The following is a 16,167-nucleotide window of genomic DNA, read 5'->3' on the forward strand; positions in this document are numbered from 1 at the left end:
GGTGGGCCCCTTCGTCGTTCGCGGCTCAGCAGCTCAACAGCTCAACAGCTCAGCGGCCCCGCAGCTCCCGGTAGCGGGCCACGAGCCCCTTCGTCGAGGCGTCGAGGCCCTCCACCTCGGCCCCCTCGACGAGTGCGGGTTCGAGGCGCTTGGCGAGGACCTTGCCGAGTTCTACGCCCCACTGGTCGAAGGAGTCGATGTTCCAGACGGCGCCCTGGACGAAGACCTTGTGCTCGTAGAGGGCGACGAGCTGGCCCAGGACGGAGGGGGTCAGCTCCTCGGCGAGGATCGTGGTCGTCGGGTGGTTGCCGCGGAAGGTGCGGTGCGGGACCTGCTCCTCGGGGACGCCCTCGGCGCGTACCTCGTCGGCCGTCTTGCCGAAGGCGAGGGCCTGGCCCTGGGCGAAGAGGTTGGCCATCAGCAGGTCGTGCTGGTCGCGGAGGCCGCCCAGTTCCTCGACGGGGCGGGCGAAGCCGAGCAGGTCGGCCGGGATCGTCTTGGTGCCCTGGTGGAGGAGCTGGTAGTAGGCGTGCTGGCCGTTGGTGCCGGGGGTGCCCCAGACGACCAGGCCCGTCTGCCAGTCGACGGGGTTGCCCTCGCGGTCGACCGACTTGCCGTTGGACTCCATGTCCAACTGCTGGAGGTAGGCGGTGAACTTGGAGAAGTAGTGGCTGTAGGGCAGCACGGCGTGCGACTGGGCGTCGTGGAAATTGCCGTACCAGATGCCCAGCAGGCCCATCAGCAGCGGCGCGTTGGCCTCCGGCGGGGCGGTGCGGAAGTGGTCGTCCACGAGGTGGAAGCCCGCCAGCATCTCGCCGAAGCGCTCGGCGCCGATGGCCACCATGAGGGAGAGGCCGATGGCCGAGTCGTACGAGTAGCGGCCGCCGACCCAGTCCCAGAACTCGAACATGTTGTCCGTGTTGATGCCGAACTCGGCGACCTTCTCCGCATTGGTGGAGACCGCGACGAAGTGCTTGGCCACGGCCGACGAGTCGCCGCCCAGGCCGTCCAGCAGCCAGGCGCGCGCCGCCTTCGCGTTGGTGATCGTCTCGATCGTGGTGAAGGTCTTGGAGGCGACGATGAAGAGCGTCTCGGCGGGGTCGAGGTCGCGCACCGCCTCGTGCAGGTCGGCGCCGTCGACGTTCGAGACGAAGCGGAAGTCCATGTCGCGCGCGGTGTACGGGCGGAGCACCTCGTACGCCATCGCGGGGCCGAGGTCCGAGCCGCCGATGCCGATGTTGACGACCGTACGGATGCGCCGGCCGGTGTGGCCGGTCCAGTGGCCGCCCCTGACCTTCTCCGCGAAGACACCCATTCTGCGCAGCACGGCGTGCACCTTCGGGACGACGTTCTCCCCGTCGGTCTCGACCGTCGCGGACTCGGGGGTGCGCAGCGCGGTGTGCAGCACCGCGCGGTCCTCCGTGATGTTGATCTTCTCGCCGGTGAACATCGCGTCCCGGAGCTCCGCGACACCCGTGGCGCGCGCCAGCTCGCGCAGCAGCCGCAGGGTCTCGTCGGTCACCAGGTGCTTGGAGTAGTCGAGGTGGAGATCGCCGACCCGCAGGGTGTAGCGCTCGGCGCGCGCCGGGTCCTCGGCGAAGAGGGTGCGCAGCGACGTGTCCCCGGACTCCTCGCGGTGCTTGGCCAGCGCGTGCCACTCGGGCAGCTGGTCGAGACGGGTGCGGCCCTCATGACCTGCAGCGTTCATCAGCGAATTCCCTCATTCTTCTCGTACCGAACTCCGCGGTTCCAGCCTAGAAGACCTACGGCCCGGCCGCGCAGCCACCACGGGGGGCTGCACGGCCGGGCCGTCGAGCGAGAGTGTGCGGGACGAGCGGTCAGATCTCTCCCCGGAGCTTGGCGAGCGCCTCGGCGAGAATGGCCTCGCCGTCCGCGTCGCTGCGCCGCTCCCGGACGTAGGCGAGATGCGTCTTGTACGGCTCCGTCCGCGGGGGGTCCGGGGGGTTGTCCCTGTCCTTGCCTGCCGGGAAGCCGCAGCGCGGACAGTCCCAGGTCTCCGGGATCTGCGCGTCGCTGGCGAAGCTCGGCACGGTCTCGTGCCCGTTGGAGCACCAGAAGGAGATGCGGAGGCGCGGCGCGGACTCGCCCCGCTCAGCCTCCCCCATCGGCCCCGCTCCGACCCGGCTTCCCCGGATCGCGTTGCCACTTGCCACGGTCGTAACTCCCTGCCTCACGGTGCTGCGGAGCATCGAAGGGCAGCTCCGCTGAGGGCGCCCTAGTGTACGTAGGGCCCAACGCGCGTCCAGTGACCGGAGTTACTGCGTCGGTTCCGGGACGCGAGCCTCATGATAGGCAGGGAATACGACGCTCTGTCAGCTCTCCTGCAAGCCTCGGGAGCGTCAGTTCTCGAACTTCATCAGCAGGCCGAGCACCACAATCACCGCGAACCACGCCAGACCGACCACGACGGTGATCCGGTCGAGGTTGCGCTCGGCGACCGAGGAGCCACCGACCGACGACTGCATGCCACCGCCGAACATGTCGGAGAGGCCGCCGCCCTTCCCCTTGTGCATCAGCACCAGCAGCAACAGCAGCGCGCTGATGATGATCAGGGCGACTGAGAAGCCAGTAATCACGGCTGGATCAACTCTCTCGGACTCTTGTCGGGACTCGGAACTAGGGACTCAGACTTCTGGAGGCTCTTACGGGGCCGGGCTCCACAGCCCGGCCCCGTAAGACTACGACGCGCGACGACCCTGCGTCACACCCTACGGACCTTACTGATCGCGGAAGCGGACGATCTTGACGAACTCCTCCGCGTCCAGCGAGGCACCGCCGACGAGCGCGCCGTCGATGTCGGGCTGCGCCATGATCTTCGCGACGTTCCCCGACTTCACCGAGCCGCCGTACTGGATGCGGACCGCCTCGGCGGTCTCCTCGTCGTACAGCTCCTTGAGGCGGCCGCGGATCGCGCCGCAGACCTCCTGCGCGTCGTCCTCGCCGCAGACCTTGCCGGTGCCGATGGCCCACACCGGCTCGTAGGCGATCACGATCGTGGCGGCGTCCTTCTGCGGGACGTCCTTCAGCGCGCCGTCGACCTGCGCGAGGGTGTGCGCGACGTGGTTGCCCGCCTCTCGCACCTCCAGCTCCTCGCCGACGCAGAGGATCGGGGTCAGCCCGTGCTGGAAGGCGGCCTTCACCTTCGCGTTGACCAGCGGCTCGTCCTCGCCGTGGTACTGACGGCGCTCGGAGTGGCCGATGGCGACGAACGTGCAGTGCAGCTTCGCCAGCATCGCGCCGGAGATCTCGCCGGTGTAGGCGCCGGACTCGTGGGACGAGACGTCCTGGGCGCCGTACTTGATCTTCAGCTTGTCGGCGTCCACCAGCGTCTGGACGGTGCGCAGATCGGTGAAGGGGGGAAGGACGGCGACCTCGACGGCCTCGTAGTCCTTCTCCGTCAGCGAGAAGGCGAGCTTCTGGATGTGCGCGATGGTCTCAAGGTGGTTGAGATTCATCTTCCAGTTGCCCGCCATCAGCGGGGTACGGGTGGTCATCTGAGGTCAGTCCTCCAGTGCGGCGAGGCCGGGAAGCGTCTTGCCCTCGAGGTATTCGAGGCTGGCGCCGCCGCCGGTCGAAATATGTCCGAACGCGTTCTCGTCGAAGCCCAGCTGACGGACGGCAGCCGCGCTGTCGCCGCCGCCGACGACCGTGAAGGCCTGGCTGTCGAGCAGCCCCTGCGCCACGGCCCTCGTGCCCTCCGCGTAGTCGGGGTGCTCGAAGACACCCATCGGGCCGTTCCAGAAGATGGTGGCCGTGTCGGCGAGCTTCGCGGCGTAGAGCTTACGGCTCTCCGGGCCGATGTCCAGGCCCATGAGGTCCGCCGGGATCGCGTCGGCGGCGACCGTCTCGGGGTGCGACGGTGCCTTGGTCTTCAGGTCCGGGAACTCCCGGGCCGCGACCACGTCGACCGGCAGCACGAACTCCACGCCCAGCTCCTCGGCGCGCGCCAGGTAGCCCTGGACGGCTCCGATCTGGTCCTCCTGGAGGAGGGAGCTGCCGACGTCGTGCCCCTGCGCCTTGAGGAAGGTGTAGGCCATGCCGCCGCCGATGAGGATGCGGTCGGCCCTGGTCAGCAGGTGGTCGATGACGCCGAGCTTGTCGGAGACCTTGGCGCCGCCGAGCACGACCGCGTACGGGCGCCGCACGTCGTCCGTGAGCTTCTTCAGGACGCCGACCTCGGTGGCGATGAGGTAGCCCGCGGCGTGCGGGAGGCGCGCCGGGAGGTCGTAGACCGAGGCGTGCTTGCGGTGCACGGCGCCGAAGCCGTCGCCCACGTAGCTGTCGGCGAGTGTCGCCAACTCGTCGGCGAACGCGCCGCGTTCGGCGTCGTCCTTGCTCGTCTCGCCCGGGTTGAAGCGGAGGTTCTCCAGCAGCGTGACCCCGCCGTCGGCCAGTGAGCCGACGGTGGCCTTCGCGCTGTCCCCCACAGTGTCCGCCGCGAACGCGACGTCCTTGCCGAGGAGTTCACCGAGCCGCTTCGCGACGGGCGCGAGCGAGAACTGCGGGTCCGGGGCGCCCTTGGGGCGGCCCAGGTGCGAGGCGACGACCACCCGCGCGCCGTTCTCGGCGAGCTTGGTGATCGTGGGGACGGCGGCGCGGATGCGTCCGTCGTCCGTAATCGTCCCGCCGTCGAGCGGGACGTTGAGGTCGGCGCGGACGAAGACCCGCTTCCCCGACACGCCCTCGCCGACGAGATCGTCGATCGTCTTCATCGATGGCTCCTGCCATTCCTGCCAGTTCATGCCTGTACTGCATGGGACAGGGCTCGTGCACGCGCACGAGCCCTGTCCGTCACGACGTGCCGCTCCGGATCAGAGACGGGCGCCGACGTAGGTGGTGAGGTCGACGAGGCGGTTGGAGTAACCCCACTCGTTGTCGTACCAGCCGAGGATCTTGACCTGGTTGCCGTCGACCATGGTGATCGAGGCGTCGAAGGTGCACGACACCGGCTCGTTGACGATGTCCGAGGAGACGATCGGGTCCTCGGTGTACTCCACGATGCCCTGGAGCTGACCCTCAGCAGCCTTCTTGAAGGCCGCGTTGACCTCGTCCTTGGTGGTCTCGCGCTTGAGGTCCAGGACCAGGTCGGTGACGGAACCGGTCGGTACCGGGACGCGCATGGCGATGCCGTCCAGACGGCCCTTGAGCTGCGGGAGGACCAGCGCGGTGGCCTTGGCGGCGCCCGTGGTGGTCGGGATGATGTTCTCCGCGGCGGCACGCGCGCGACGCAGGTCCTTGTGCGGGAAGTCCAGGATGCGCTGGTCGTTGGTGTACGCGTGCACGGTCGTCATCAGGCCGCGCTCGATGCCGAAGGCCTCGTCCATGACCTTCGCCATCGGGGCCACACAGTTGGTGGTGCAGGAGGCGTTGGAGATGACGTCGTGCTGCGCGGGGTCGTACTGGTCCTCGTTGACACCCATGACAACCGTCAGGTCCTCGTTCTTGGCCGGGGCCGAGATGAGGACCTTCTTGGCGCCCGCGGCGAGGTGCTTGGCCGCGTCCTCACGCTTGGTGAAGATGCCGGTGGACTCGATGACGATGTCGGCGCCCAGCTCGCCCCAGGGGAGGTTGGCCGGGTCCTTCTCCGCCATGGTCTTGAAGGTCTGCTTGCCCACCGTGATCGTGTCGTCGGTGTGGCTGACCTCCTGCTTCAGCCGACCCAGGATGGTGTCGTACTTGAGCAGGTGGACGAGTGTGGCGTTGTCGGTCAGGTCGTTGACACCGACGATCTCGATGTCCGCACCCTGGTCCAGCAGCGCGCGGAAGTAGTTGCGGCCGATGCGGCCGAAGCCGTTGATGCCTACGCGGATCGTCACGAAACCGATCTCCTCGCTAGGTACGCCGGTGAGGACACCGGCGTGTGCTGTTTGGGATGTCCCCGACCGTCTCCGACCCTACCTCTCCATCGGGGCGAGGATCACATCGGCCGGGCACGCGCCCGCGGGGGGCGAAAGGGGCCCTCCGGACAGGCCTCAGCCGACCATTTCCTCGGTCAGATTGGACTCCGTGCCCGGGAGCCCGAGGTCCTGGGCACGCTTGTCGGCCATGGCCAGCAGGCGCCGGATACGGCCCGCGACCGCGTCCTTCGTGAGGGGCGGGTCGGCGAGCGCGCCCAGCTCCTCCAGTGAAGCCTGCTTGTGGTCCATCCGCAGCCTGCCCGCGGCGGCGAGGTGCTCGGGGACCTCGTCCCCGAGGATCTCCAGGGCCCGCTGGACGCGGGCGCCCGCGGCGACGGCGGCGCGGGCTGAACGGCGCAGGTTCGCGTCGTCGAAGTTGGCGAGCCGGTTCGCCGTGGCGCGGACCTCGCGGCGCATCCGCCGCTCCTCCCACGCCAGCACCGAGTCGTGCGCGCCGAGGCGCGTCAGCAGAGCGCCGATCGCGTCACCGTCCCGGACGACCACGCGGTCCACGCCGCGCACCTCGCGCGCCTTGGCCGGGATCTGGAGCCTGCGGGCCGCGCCCACCAGCGCCAGGGCCGCCTCGGGGCCGGGGCAGGTGACCTCCAAAGAGGAGCTGCGCCCCGGCTCGGTGAGCGAGCCGTGCGCGAGGAAGGCCCCGCGCCAGGCCGCTTCCGCGTCGCAGGTGGCCCCCGAGACCACCTGCGGGGGCAGGCCCCTGATCGGGCGGCCGCGGCCGTCGACCAGCCCTGTCTGGCGCGCGAGCTGATCACCGCCCGCCACTACCCGTACGACGTAGCGGCTGCCCCTGCGGAGTCCGCCGGGCGCCATCACCACCAGGTCTGAGGCGTGCCCGAAGATCTCCAGAATGTCCTTGCGGAGCCGCCGGGCGGCGATGCCCGTGTCCAGCTCCGCCTCGATCACGATGCGCCCGCTCACCAGGTGCAGGCCGCCCGCGAAGCGCAGGATCGACGAGACCTCCGATTTCCGGCAGCAGGTGCGGGTGACGGGGAGTCGCGAGATCTCGTCCTTCACCGCAGCCGTCATCGCCATGGGCCGATCCTTCCGTGCATCCGAAAAATACGGTCGTACGCGGCGGCGAGGAGCTCCGGGTCGTGCTTGGGGCTGCCGTCGAGCGCCGCCACGGGCGCCAGCTCGACCGCCCCGCCCAGCCGCTTCGCGGCCTCGCTCAGCGAGTCCTGGTCGGGCACGGCGTCCTGGTCGGCCAGCACCACGTCGAAGGCGAGTTTAGGGGCGTGTCGGGCCAAAACCTCCAAATGACGCTGCGGGGAAAAACCATCTGTTTCTCCGGGCTGGGGTGCGAGGTTGAGCGAGAGCACCTTTCGCGCCTTCGTCTCGATCAGAGCTTCGAGCAGCTCGGGCACGAGCAGATGGGGGATCACGGACGAGAACCAGGACCCCGGACCGAGCACCACCCAGTCCGCGTCGCGCACCGCGCGGACCGCCTCGGGGACGGCCGGCGGGTCGTGCGGGACGAGGTGCACCTCCTGCACCTCGCCGGGGGTGAGCGCGACGGTGGCCTGGCCACGGACGGTGGTGAGGTCGTCGGGGCGCGCGGGGTCGTGCCCGCGCACGCGGGCGCGCAGCTCCAGCGGCACGGCGGACATCGGGAGCACCCTGCCGTGCGCGCCGAGCAGCTTGCCGACCAGGTCGAGGGCCTGGACGTGGTCGCCGAGCTGCTCCCAGAGCGCGACGATCAGCAGATTTCCGACCGCGTGCTCGTGCAGCTCACCGCGGCTCTCGAAGCGGTGCTGGATGACCTCGGCCCAGGTGCGGCCCCAGTCGTCGTCGCCGCAGAGCGCGGCGAGGGCCTTGCGCAGGTCGCCGGGGGGCAGCACGCCCAGCTCGTCGCGGAGCCGTCCGCTGGAGCCGCCGTCGTCGGCGACGGTGACGACCGCCGTCAGGTCACCGGTGATGCGGCGCAGCGCCGTCAGCGAGGCGGACAGGCCCATGCCGCCGCCCAGCGCCACCACCTTGGGCTGCTTTCCTGACGTGCCGCGCGGCCGCACGAGGTGGCGCAGCCTGACCGTTCTGCGCGGCGGCGTCGACATCGGGTTCGGTGTCACTCACGCCCCATGTCCCGGTGGACGACCACCGTCTCGACTCCCTCGTCGGACAGCCTGCGGGCCAGCTTCTCGGACATGGCCACGCTGCGGTGCTTGCCGCCCGTACAGCCCACGGCGATCGTCACGTAGCGCTTGCCCTCGCGGCGGTATCCCGCGGCGATGAGCTGGAGCAGCTCCGCGTAGCGGTCGAGGAACTCCTTGGCACCCGGCTGGTTGAAGACGTAGTTGGACACCTCCTCGCTGGTGCCCGTGTACGGACGCAGCTCCGGGACCCAGTGCGGGTTCGGCAGGAAGCGGCAGTCGACGACCAGATCGGCGTCGACCGGCAGTCCGTACTTGTATCCGAACGACATGACCGTGGCCCGCAGCTCCGGCTCCTCGTCGCCCGCGAACTGGGCGTCGAGCTTGGCGCGCAGCTCGTGCACGTTGAGGCTGGAGGTGTCGATGACCAGGTCGGCGTCGCCGCGCAGCTCGCGCAGCAGGTCGCGCTCGGCGGCGATGCCGTCCACGATCCGCCCGTCGCCCTGGAGCGGGTGCGGGCGGCGGACGGACTCGAAGCGGCGCACCAGCGCCTCGTCGGACGCCTCCAGATAAACGATCCGCCGCGAGACGTGGAAGGCCTTGAGATCGGCCAGGGCGCCCTTGAGGTTGTCGAAGAAGTTCCGCCCGCGGACGTCGACGACGACCGCGATACGGGCCACGTTCCCCTGCGAGCGGGCGCCCAGCTCGACCATGGTGGGGATCAGCTCGGGCGGCAGGTTGTCGACGACGAACCAGCCGAGGTCCTCCAGACATTTCGCCGCCGTGCTGCGGCCCGCGCCGGACATCCCGGAGATGATCACCAGCTCCGGGATGGTGGCGCTGCCCGTCTCCTCGGTCTCACCGTGTGTGGGCGTGCTCACCTGGGCTCCGTCTCCGCGCTGCTCGTGCTGCTCGCGCTCGTCACGCTGGTCACGCTCCGCGCTCATGCTGCTGCTCATCCCGCTCATCCCCCGACGTCTCACCTGGGGACGCCGTCCTTCCGGCGTCACTCATCTTCAACGATCTCACCGGTCGCGGTGTTCACGGCGGGGCCCGCCGGAACGGCTCCGGCGAGCGCCGCGGCCACGGTCTCGGCCGTCTTGCGGCCCACGCCCGGCACCTCGGCGATCTCGGTGACGCTGGCCGCGCGCAGCTTCTTCACCGAGCCGAAGTGCTTGAGCAGGGCCTTCTTACGGGTCTCGCCCAGGCCGGGCACGGCGTCGAGGGGGCTGGTCCTGATCCTCTTGCCGCGCTTGTCCCGCTGGTAGCGGATCGCGAACCGGTGGGCCTCGTCGCGCACCCGCTGCAGGAGGTACAGGCCCTCGCTCGAACGCGGCAGGACCACCGGGTCGCTCTCGCCGGGCAGCCAGACCTCCTCCAGGCGCTTGGCGAGGCCGCAGACCGCGACGTCGTCCACACCCAGCTCGTCCAGCGCCGCCTGGGCCGCCGCGACCTGCGGCTGGCCGCCGTCGACCACGACGAGCTGCGGCGGGTAGGCGAACTTCTTCGGCCTGCCGTCCTCCTCGCGCGGCCCTTCCAAAGGCGCGTCCTCCTCGGACGGCGAGGGCGGCACCTCTCCGGACACCTGTTCCTCCTGCCACTCTCCCGTCTTCTGCTTCTCCAGCAGATAGCGGCGGAAGCGGCGGCTGATCACCTCGTGCATCGAGCGGACGTCGTCCTGCCCGGCGAACGACTTGATCTGGAACCTGCGGTACTCGCTCTTGCGTGCGAGGCCGTCCTCGAAGACGACCATCGAGGCCACCACGTCGTCGCCCTGGAGGTGCGAGATGTCGAAGCACTCGATGCGCAGCGGGGCCGTGTCCAGGTCGAGCGCGTCGGCGATCTCCTCCAGGGCGCGGGAGCGCGTGGTGAGGTCGGAGGCGCGCTTGGTCTTGTGCAGCACGAGGGCCTGCTCGGCGTTGCGGTGCACCGTCTCCATCAGGGCGCGCTTGTCGCCGCGCTGCGGGATGCGCAGGCTCACCTGCGCGCCCCGGCGCTCGGAGAGCCACTGCCCTATCGGCTCGACCGGCTCGGGCAGGGCGGGGACCAGCACCTCCTTGGGGACCGCGTCGCCGCGCTCCTCCCCGTAGAGCTGCTGGAGGGCGTGCTCGACGAGGTCGGGGGTGGAGACGTCCTCGACCTTGTCGGTGACCCAGCCGCGCTGGCCGCGGACCCGGCCGCCGCGGACGTGGAAGATCTGGACGGCGGCCTCCAGCTCGTCCTCGGCGACGGCGATGAGGTCCGCGTCCGTGGCGTCGGTGAGGACGACGGCGCTCTTCTCCATGGCGCGCCGCAGCGCGTCGATGTCGTCCCGCAGCCGCGCCGCCCGCTCGTACTCCATCTCCTCGGCCGCTTCCGCCATGTCGCGCTCCAGGCGGCGCAGGTACGAACCGGTGTGGCCCGCCATGAAGTCGCAGAAGTCGTCGGCCAGTTGGCGGTGCTCCTCGGGGCTGACCCGGCCGACGCAGGGGGCCGAACACTTGCCGATGTACCCGAGCAGACAGGGCCGGCCGATCTGCGCCGAACGCTTGAAGACCCCGGCGGAGCACGTACGTACGGGGAACGCGCGCAGCATCAGGTCGACGGTCTCGCGGATGGCCCACGCCTGTCCGTACGGACCGAAATAGCGCACGCCCTTCTTCTTCTGGCCGCGCATGACCTGGACCCTGGGGAACTCCTCGTTCATCGTCACCGCGAGGTACGGATAGCTCTTGTCGTCGCGGTACTTGACGTTGAACCGGGGGTCGTACTCCTTGATCCAGGAGTATTCGAGCTGGAGCGCCTCGACCTCCGTGCTCACCACGGTCCACTCGACGGAGGCGGCCGTGGTGACCATCGTGCGGGTGCGGGGGTGCAGCCCGGCGAGGTCCTGGAAGTAGTTGGCCAGGCGCTGGCGCAGGCTCTTGGCCTTGCCGACGTAGATCACCCGGCGGTGTTCGTCGCGAAAGCGGTAGACCCCGGGCGAGTCGGGGATCTCTCCCGGTTTGGGTCGATAGCTGGAGGGGTCTGCCATGACCGTCACCCTACTGGGGCGGGGTGACGGTCCGGCGACGTGCCAGCCCCCTGCCGGTCCTACCAGCCGCGCTTGCGCCAGTCCGCCAGGTGCGGGCGCTCGGCGCCGAGCGTGGTGTCGGCGCCGTGCCCGGGATAGACCCAGGTCTCGTCCGGGCACTGCCCGAAGAGCTTGGTCTCCACGTCGTGCAGGAGACTCGCGAACCGCCCCGGGTCGCCCCAGGTGTTGCCCACCCCGCCGGGGAAGAGGCAGTCCCCCGTGAACAGGTGCGGGTGCCCCTGCGGGTCGTCGTAGATCAGCGCGATCGACCCCGGGGTGTGCCCGGCGAGGTGACGGGCCGTCAGCTCGACCTCGCCGACGCGGATCGTGTCCCCGTCGTCCACCAGCACGTCGGTGGGGACCGGGATCCCCGCCGCGTCGTCCCTGCCCGCGTACGTACGCGCGCCGGTGGCGGCGGCGACCGGGCCCAGGGCCTGCCAGTGGTCGCCGTGCTGGTGCGTGGTGACGACGGAGGCGATGCCGTCCTCGCCGATGAGCCGGAGCAGGGTGTCCGGCTCGTTGGCGGCGTCGATCAGCAACTGCTCGCCCGTCGCGCGGCAACGCAGCAGATACGCGTTGTTGTTCATGGGGCCGACCGCGACCTTGGAGATCATCAGCCCCGTCAGCTCGTGCACGTCGGCGGGTCCGCCGACCCGTACCACTCCGCTGTAAGCCATGGCTCAACCCTAGAGCGCGGGCAGCGCCGGGAGGGACCCCCTCGCCGAAAGGCCACTGCCGGTGGTGCGGCCCGTCAGCCAGCCGACGAGGGCCGTCGGGCTGCCGGAGACGATCACCTGGCCGCCCGGGGCGGTGCCGGGGGCCGCGCCGGTGTGCAGGACGCGGCCGTCCTCGGCGCGCAGCTCGATCGCCTCGGGGATGCCGGGGTGGCGGGAGAAGCGCTTGGCCATGTTCTCCAGCTCGCGGTCGACGAAGGCGCCGGGGAGGTCCTCCAGCGTGTAGCCGATGCCCAGGTCGACGTGGTGCAGCTCGATCTCGATCCAGCGGCGGAAGGGGAGCGAGGCCGCGAGGTCGGTCACACCGTTGCGCAGCTCGACGGTGCGCTGCCAGCTCTCGCCGTCCTCCTCGGCGAAGGCGGCGTCGAGCCGCTCGGCGCCGGTACGCAGATCGTCGAGCTGGACGTCGGGGGCGCGGGGCGCGTCGCGCTCGATGTCGGACTCGCGCGCCTCGGCGCTGGCGTACATGGGGCGCCCGGCGAGTACGTTGACCAGCGCGTCCGCGTTGCGCGCGAGGTGGGCCAGGACATGGCCGCGGGTCCAGCCCGGGAGCTGGGAGGGTTCGGAGAGCGTCGCGGGGTCGAGCTTCGCGGCGGCGTTCAGCAGTCGCTCCGTCGAGGCCTTCAGCAGTTCGGCATCGTGCGCAGGCGAAGTCATGATCCAAACCTAGTCCGGCCACTCCTTCGAGTGGAAGATGGCAAGACTCCGCCGTAATTCGAAAGCACGTGCTATAGGGTCGGGGGCGGTGCTCCGGCCGGAAGCGGATCCCGCTCCCGCCGGCACCGTCCTACTCTTGGTCGGGGGCTCCCGTCCCGTTCCGTTCGTCCCGGGTGCCCCGCTTCTCACTGAAAGGTGCCAGCCAGCGTGGCCGACCGTCTTCTCGTCCGTGGCGCGAGGGAGCACAACCTCCAGAACGTCTCGATCGACCTCCCCCGCGACTCCCTCATCGTCTTCACAGGTCTGTCCGGCTCGGGGAAGTCCTCCCTGGCCTTCGACACGATCTTCGCCGAGGGGCAGCGCCGCTACGTCGAGTCGCTGTCCGCCTACGCCCGGCAGTTCCTCGGGCAGATGGACAAGCCCGACGTCGACTTCATCGAGGGCCTCTCCCCCGCGGTCTCGATCGACCAGAAATCGACGTCGCGCAACCCGCGCTCGACGGTCGGCACGATCACGGAGGTCTACGACTACCTCCGGCTGCTCTACGCCCGTATCGGCAAGCCGCACTGCCCGGTCTGCGGCCGTCCCATCGCCCGCCAGTCGCCCCAGGCCATCGTGGACAAGGTCCTCGGCCTGGAGGAGGGCAGCCGCTTCCAGGTGCTCTCGCCGCTCGTGCGCGAGCGCAAGGGCGAGTTCGTCGACCTCTTCAACGAGCTGCAGACCAAGGGGTACAGCCGCGCGCGGGTGGACGGGGAGACCATCCAGCTCTCCGAGCCGCCCAAGCTGAAGAAGCAGGAGAAGCACACCATCGAGGTGGTCGTGGACCGTCTCACCGTCAAGAGCACCGCCAAGCGGCGGCTGACCGACTCGGTCGAGACCGCGCTCGGGCTCTCGGGCGGCATGGTGATCCTCGACTTCGTCGACCTGGACGCGGACGACCCGCAGCGCGAGCGGATGTACTCCGAGCATCTCTACTGCCCGTACGACGACCTGTCGTTCGAGGAGCTGGAGCCGCGCTCCTTCTCGTTCAACTCGCCCTTCGGCGCCTGCCCCGAGTGCACCGGCATCGGCACCCGGATGGAGGTCGACCCGGAGCTGATCGTCCCCGACGAGGACAAGTCGCTGGACGAGGGCGCGCTCCACCCCTGGTCGCACGGGCACACCAGGGAGTATTTCGGCCGGCTGATCGGCGCCCTCGCCGACGCGCTCGGCTTCCGTACGGACATCCCCTGGGCCGGCCTGCCGCAGCGCGCCAAGAAGGCGCTGCTGTACGGCCACAAGACCCAGGTCGAGGTGCGCTACCGGAACCGGTACGGGCGCGAGCGGGCGTACACGACGGCCTTCGAGGGCGTGGTGCCCTTCGTCAAGCGGCGCCACTCGGAGGCCGAGACGGACACCAGCCGTGAGCGCTTCGAGGGCTACATGCGCGAGGTGCCCTGCCCGGCCTGCGACGGCACGCGGCTGAAGCCGCTGATCCTCTCGGTCACCATGCAGGGCAGGTCGATCGCGGAGGTCTCCGCGATGTCGATCACCGAGTGCGCCGACTTCCTGCGCGAGATGAAGCTCGACGCGCGCGACAAGAAGATCGCCGAGCGCGTGCTGAAGGAGGTCAACGAGCGGCTGCGCTTCCTGGTCGACGTCGGCCTCGACTATCTGACCCTCAACCGCGCCGCGGGGACCCTCTCCGGCGGCGAGGCCCAGCGCATCCGGCTCGCCACCCAGATCGGCTCGGGCCTGGTCGGGGTGCTCTACGTGCTGGACGAGCCCTCCATCGGCCTGCACCAGCGCGACAACCACCGGCTGATCGAGACCCTGGTCCGCCTCCGCGACCTGGGCAACACGCTGATCGTGGTCGAGCACGACGAGGACACCATCAAGGCGTCCGACTGGGTCGTGGACATCGGCCCGGGCGCGGGCGAGCACGGCGGCAAGGTCGTGCACAGCGGCCCGTTGAAGGAGCTGCTGGAGAACGCGGACTCGGTCACCGGCGACTATCTCTCCGGCAAGCGCGAGATCCCGACCCCGGACATCCGCCGCCCGGTCGAGCCGGGCCGCGAGCTGACCGTGCGCGGCGCCCGCGAGAACAATCTGCGGGACATCGACGTCTCGTTCCCGCTCGGCGTGCTCTCGGCCGTCACGGGCGTCTCGGGCTCCGGCAAGTCCACGCTGGTCAACGACATCCTGTACACGCACCTGGCCCGCGAGCTGAACGGCGCCAGATCGGTGCCGGGCCGCCACACCCGCGTGGACGGCGACGACCTGGTCGACAAGGTCGTGCACGTCGACCAGTCGCCCATCGGCCGTACGCCGCGCTCGAACCCGGCGACGTACACCGGCGTCTTCGACCATGTGCGCAAGCTCTTCGCGGAGACCACCGAGGCGAAGGTGCGGGGCTACCAGCAGGGCCGCTTCTCGTTCAACGTGAAGGGCGGCCGCTGCGAGAACTGCTCCGGCGACGGCACCATCAAGATCGAGATGAACTTCCTGCCGGACGTCTACGTCCCGTGCGAGGTCTGCCACGGCGCCCGCTACAACCGGGAGACGCTGGAGGTCCACTACAAGGGCAAGAGCATCGCCGAGGTCCTGGACATGCCGATCGAGCAGGCCCTGGACTTCTTCGAGGCGGTGCCCAGCATCGCCCGCCACCTGCGTACGCTCCACGACGTCGGCCTGGGCTACGTCCGGCTGGGCCAGCCCGCGCCCACCCTCTCCGGCGGCGAGGCCCAGCGCGTGAAGCTCGCCAGCGAGCTCCAGAAGCGCTCGACGGGCCGTACGGTCTACGTGCTGGACGAGCCGACCACCGGCCTGCACTTCGAGGACATCCGCAAGCTCATCGGCGTCCTGGAGGGCCTGGTCGACAAGGGCAACACGGTCATCGTCATCGAGCACAACCTCGACGTGATCAAGACCGCCGACTGGGTCGTGGACATGGGCCCGGAGGGCGGCAGCGGGGGCGGCCTGGTCGTCGCCGAGGGCACGCCGGAGCAGGTCGCCGGGGTCCCGGCGAGCCACACCGGCAAGTTCCTGCGCGACGTGCTCGGCAGCGACCGGGTGAGCGACGCGACGCCCACGAAGGCGAAGCCGAAGCCGCGCAAGGCCGCGTCGAAGACCGCGGCGAAGGCTCCGGCCAAGAAGACGGCCGCTGCGAAGAAGACGGTGGCCGCCAAGAAGACGACCGCCGCGAAGAAGAGCGCCGCTCGGAAGAAGTGAGGGCGCGAGGACGTAAGGTACGGCGCGTGACGAATGACGATCAGCGGTCCGCCGCCTCGCGCCGTACCGTCCTCTGCGGCGCCGCCCTCGCCGCACTGGGACTGACCACCGCCGCCTGCGGAGGCGACTCCGACGGGGGCGGCTCCGGCTCCGGGAGCTCCTCCGCGGGGCCCGACAAGCAGGTGGACCTCGGCTCCGCCGCCGAGGTGCCGGTGGGCGGCACGAAGGCGTTCCCGGAGGAGAAGGTGCTCGTCTCGCAGCCGGAGAAGGGCACGTTCATGGCCTTCTCCGCGGTCTGCACGCACCAGGGCGCGACCATCGACAAGGCCGAGAAGGACGCGTTCGTCTGTCCCCGGCACGGCAGCCGCTTCCAGGCGGACACCGGCAAGGTCACCAAGGGGCCCGCGACGGCGCCCCTGCCGAAGCTGCCGGTGAAGGTGAAGAACGGGAAGCTGCTGGCGGGCCCGGCGAAGGAGTAGACCCCACTG

Annotated in this window: 14 protein-coding genes; 2 read left to right on the forward strand and 12 right to left on the reverse strand. The window is 70.0% G+C overall.

What is annotated here, in order from left to right; genetic code table 11:
- Nucleotides 1-49 precede the first annotated feature (49 nt).
- The 12 genes from pgi to ACGF3A_RS18470 form a co-directional block, all read right to left on the reverse strand.
- Nucleotides 50-1,708, reverse strand: coding sequence for a glucose-6-phosphate isomerase (gene pgi / locus ACGF3A_RS18415; RefSeq protein ID WP_393730992.1), 1,659 nt, complete (start codon nucleotides 1,706-1,708; stop codon nucleotides 50-52).
- A 130-nt stretch (nucleotides 1,709-1,838) separates the two neighbouring features.
- Nucleotides 1,839-2,174, reverse strand: a complete 336-nt coding sequence (locus tag ACGF3A_RS18420) for an RNA polymerase-binding protein RbpA (protein ID WP_079101126.1) — start codon at nucleotides 2,172-2,174, stop codon at nucleotides 1,839-1,841.
- 186 nt (nucleotides 2,175-2,360) lie between these two features.
- Nucleotides 2,361-2,597: a preprotein translocase subunit SecG gene (gene secG / locus ACGF3A_RS18425; protein WP_393730995.1), complete on the reverse strand. Its 237-nt coding sequence runs from the start codon at nucleotides 2,595-2,597 to the stop codon at nucleotides 2,361-2,363.
- Between the two features lie 141 nt (nucleotides 2,598-2,738).
- On the reverse strand, nucleotides 2,739-3,515 hold the full coding sequence (gene tpiA / locus ACGF3A_RS18430) for a triose-phosphate isomerase (RefSeq protein ID WP_393730997.1): 777 nt from the start codon (nucleotides 3,513-3,515) through the stop codon (nucleotides 2,739-2,741).
- Nucleotides 3,516-3,521: 6 nt separating this feature from the next.
- Complete coding sequence (locus tag ACGF3A_RS18435) at nucleotides 3,522-4,733, reverse strand: phosphoglycerate kinase (protein ID WP_393730999.1); 1,212 nt, start codon at nucleotides 4,731-4,733, stop codon at nucleotides 3,522-3,524.
- 99 nt (nucleotides 4,734-4,832) lie between these two features.
- Entirely contained in the window at nucleotides 4,833-5,837 is a 1,005-nt protein-coding gene (gene gap, locus ACGF3A_RS18440; protein ID WP_393731001.1) for a type I glyceraldehyde-3-phosphate dehydrogenase, read from the reverse strand.
- A gap of 156 nt (nucleotides 5,838-5,993) precedes the next feature.
- Nucleotides 5,994-6,971 (reverse strand): DNA-binding protein WhiA, encoded by a 978-nt coding sequence (whiA, locus tag ACGF3A_RS18445; RefSeq protein ID WP_393731004.1) that lies wholly within the window; start codon nucleotides 6,969-6,971, stop codon nucleotides 5,994-5,996.
- Nucleotides 6,962-7,990, reverse strand: a complete 1,029-nt coding sequence (yvcK, locus tag ACGF3A_RS18450; RefSeq protein ID WP_393731006.1) for a uridine diphosphate-N-acetylglucosamine-binding protein YvcK — start codon at nucleotides 7,988-7,990, stop codon at nucleotides 6,962-6,964. Before yvcK ends, whiA begins: the two co-directional genes overlap by 10 nt.
- Before the next feature lie 11 nt (nucleotides 7,991-8,001).
- Nucleotides 8,002-8,973, reverse strand: coding sequence for an RNase adapter RapZ (gene rapZ / locus ACGF3A_RS18455; protein ID WP_393731880.1), 972 nt, complete (start codon nucleotides 8,971-8,973; stop codon nucleotides 8,002-8,004).
- Between the two features lie 59 nt (nucleotides 8,974-9,032).
- Nucleotides 9,033-11,039, reverse strand: coding sequence for an excinuclease ABC subunit UvrC (gene uvrC / locus ACGF3A_RS18460; protein WP_393731008.1), 2,007 nt, complete (start codon nucleotides 11,037-11,039; stop codon nucleotides 9,033-9,035).
- 59 nt (nucleotides 11,040-11,098) lie between these two features.
- On the reverse strand, nucleotides 11,099-11,755 hold the full coding sequence (locus ACGF3A_RS18465) for an MBL fold metallo-hydrolase (protein ID WP_393731010.1): 657 nt from the start codon (nucleotides 11,753-11,755) through the stop codon (nucleotides 11,099-11,101).
- Between the two features lie 9 nt (nucleotides 11,756-11,764).
- Complete coding sequence (locus tag ACGF3A_RS18470; protein ID WP_393731012.1) at nucleotides 11,765-12,469, reverse strand: maleylpyruvate isomerase family mycothiol-dependent enzyme; 705 nt, start codon at nucleotides 12,467-12,469, stop codon at nucleotides 11,765-11,767.
- 207 nt (nucleotides 12,470-12,676) lie between these two features.
- On the opposite strand from ACGF3A_RS18470, the gene uvrA reads away from it, so the two are divergent.
- Nucleotides 12,677-15,679: an excinuclease ABC subunit UvrA gene (gene uvrA, locus ACGF3A_RS18475; protein ID WP_393731014.1), complete on the forward strand. Its 3,003-nt coding sequence runs from the start codon at nucleotides 12,677-12,679 to the stop codon at nucleotides 15,677-15,679.
- Nucleotides 15,680-15,705: 26 nt separating this feature from the next.
- Entirely contained in the window at nucleotides 15,706-16,158 is a 453-nt protein-coding gene (locus ACGF3A_RS18480) for a Rieske (2Fe-2S) protein (RefSeq protein ID WP_393731016.1), read from the forward strand.
- Nucleotides 16,159-16,167 lie beyond the last annotated feature (9 nt).

The sequence above is a fragment of the Streptomyces sp. NPDC048172 genome, from assembly GCF_043202595.1.
Lineage (GTDB): Bacteria > Actinomycetota > Actinomycetes > Streptomycetales > Streptomycetaceae > Streptomyces.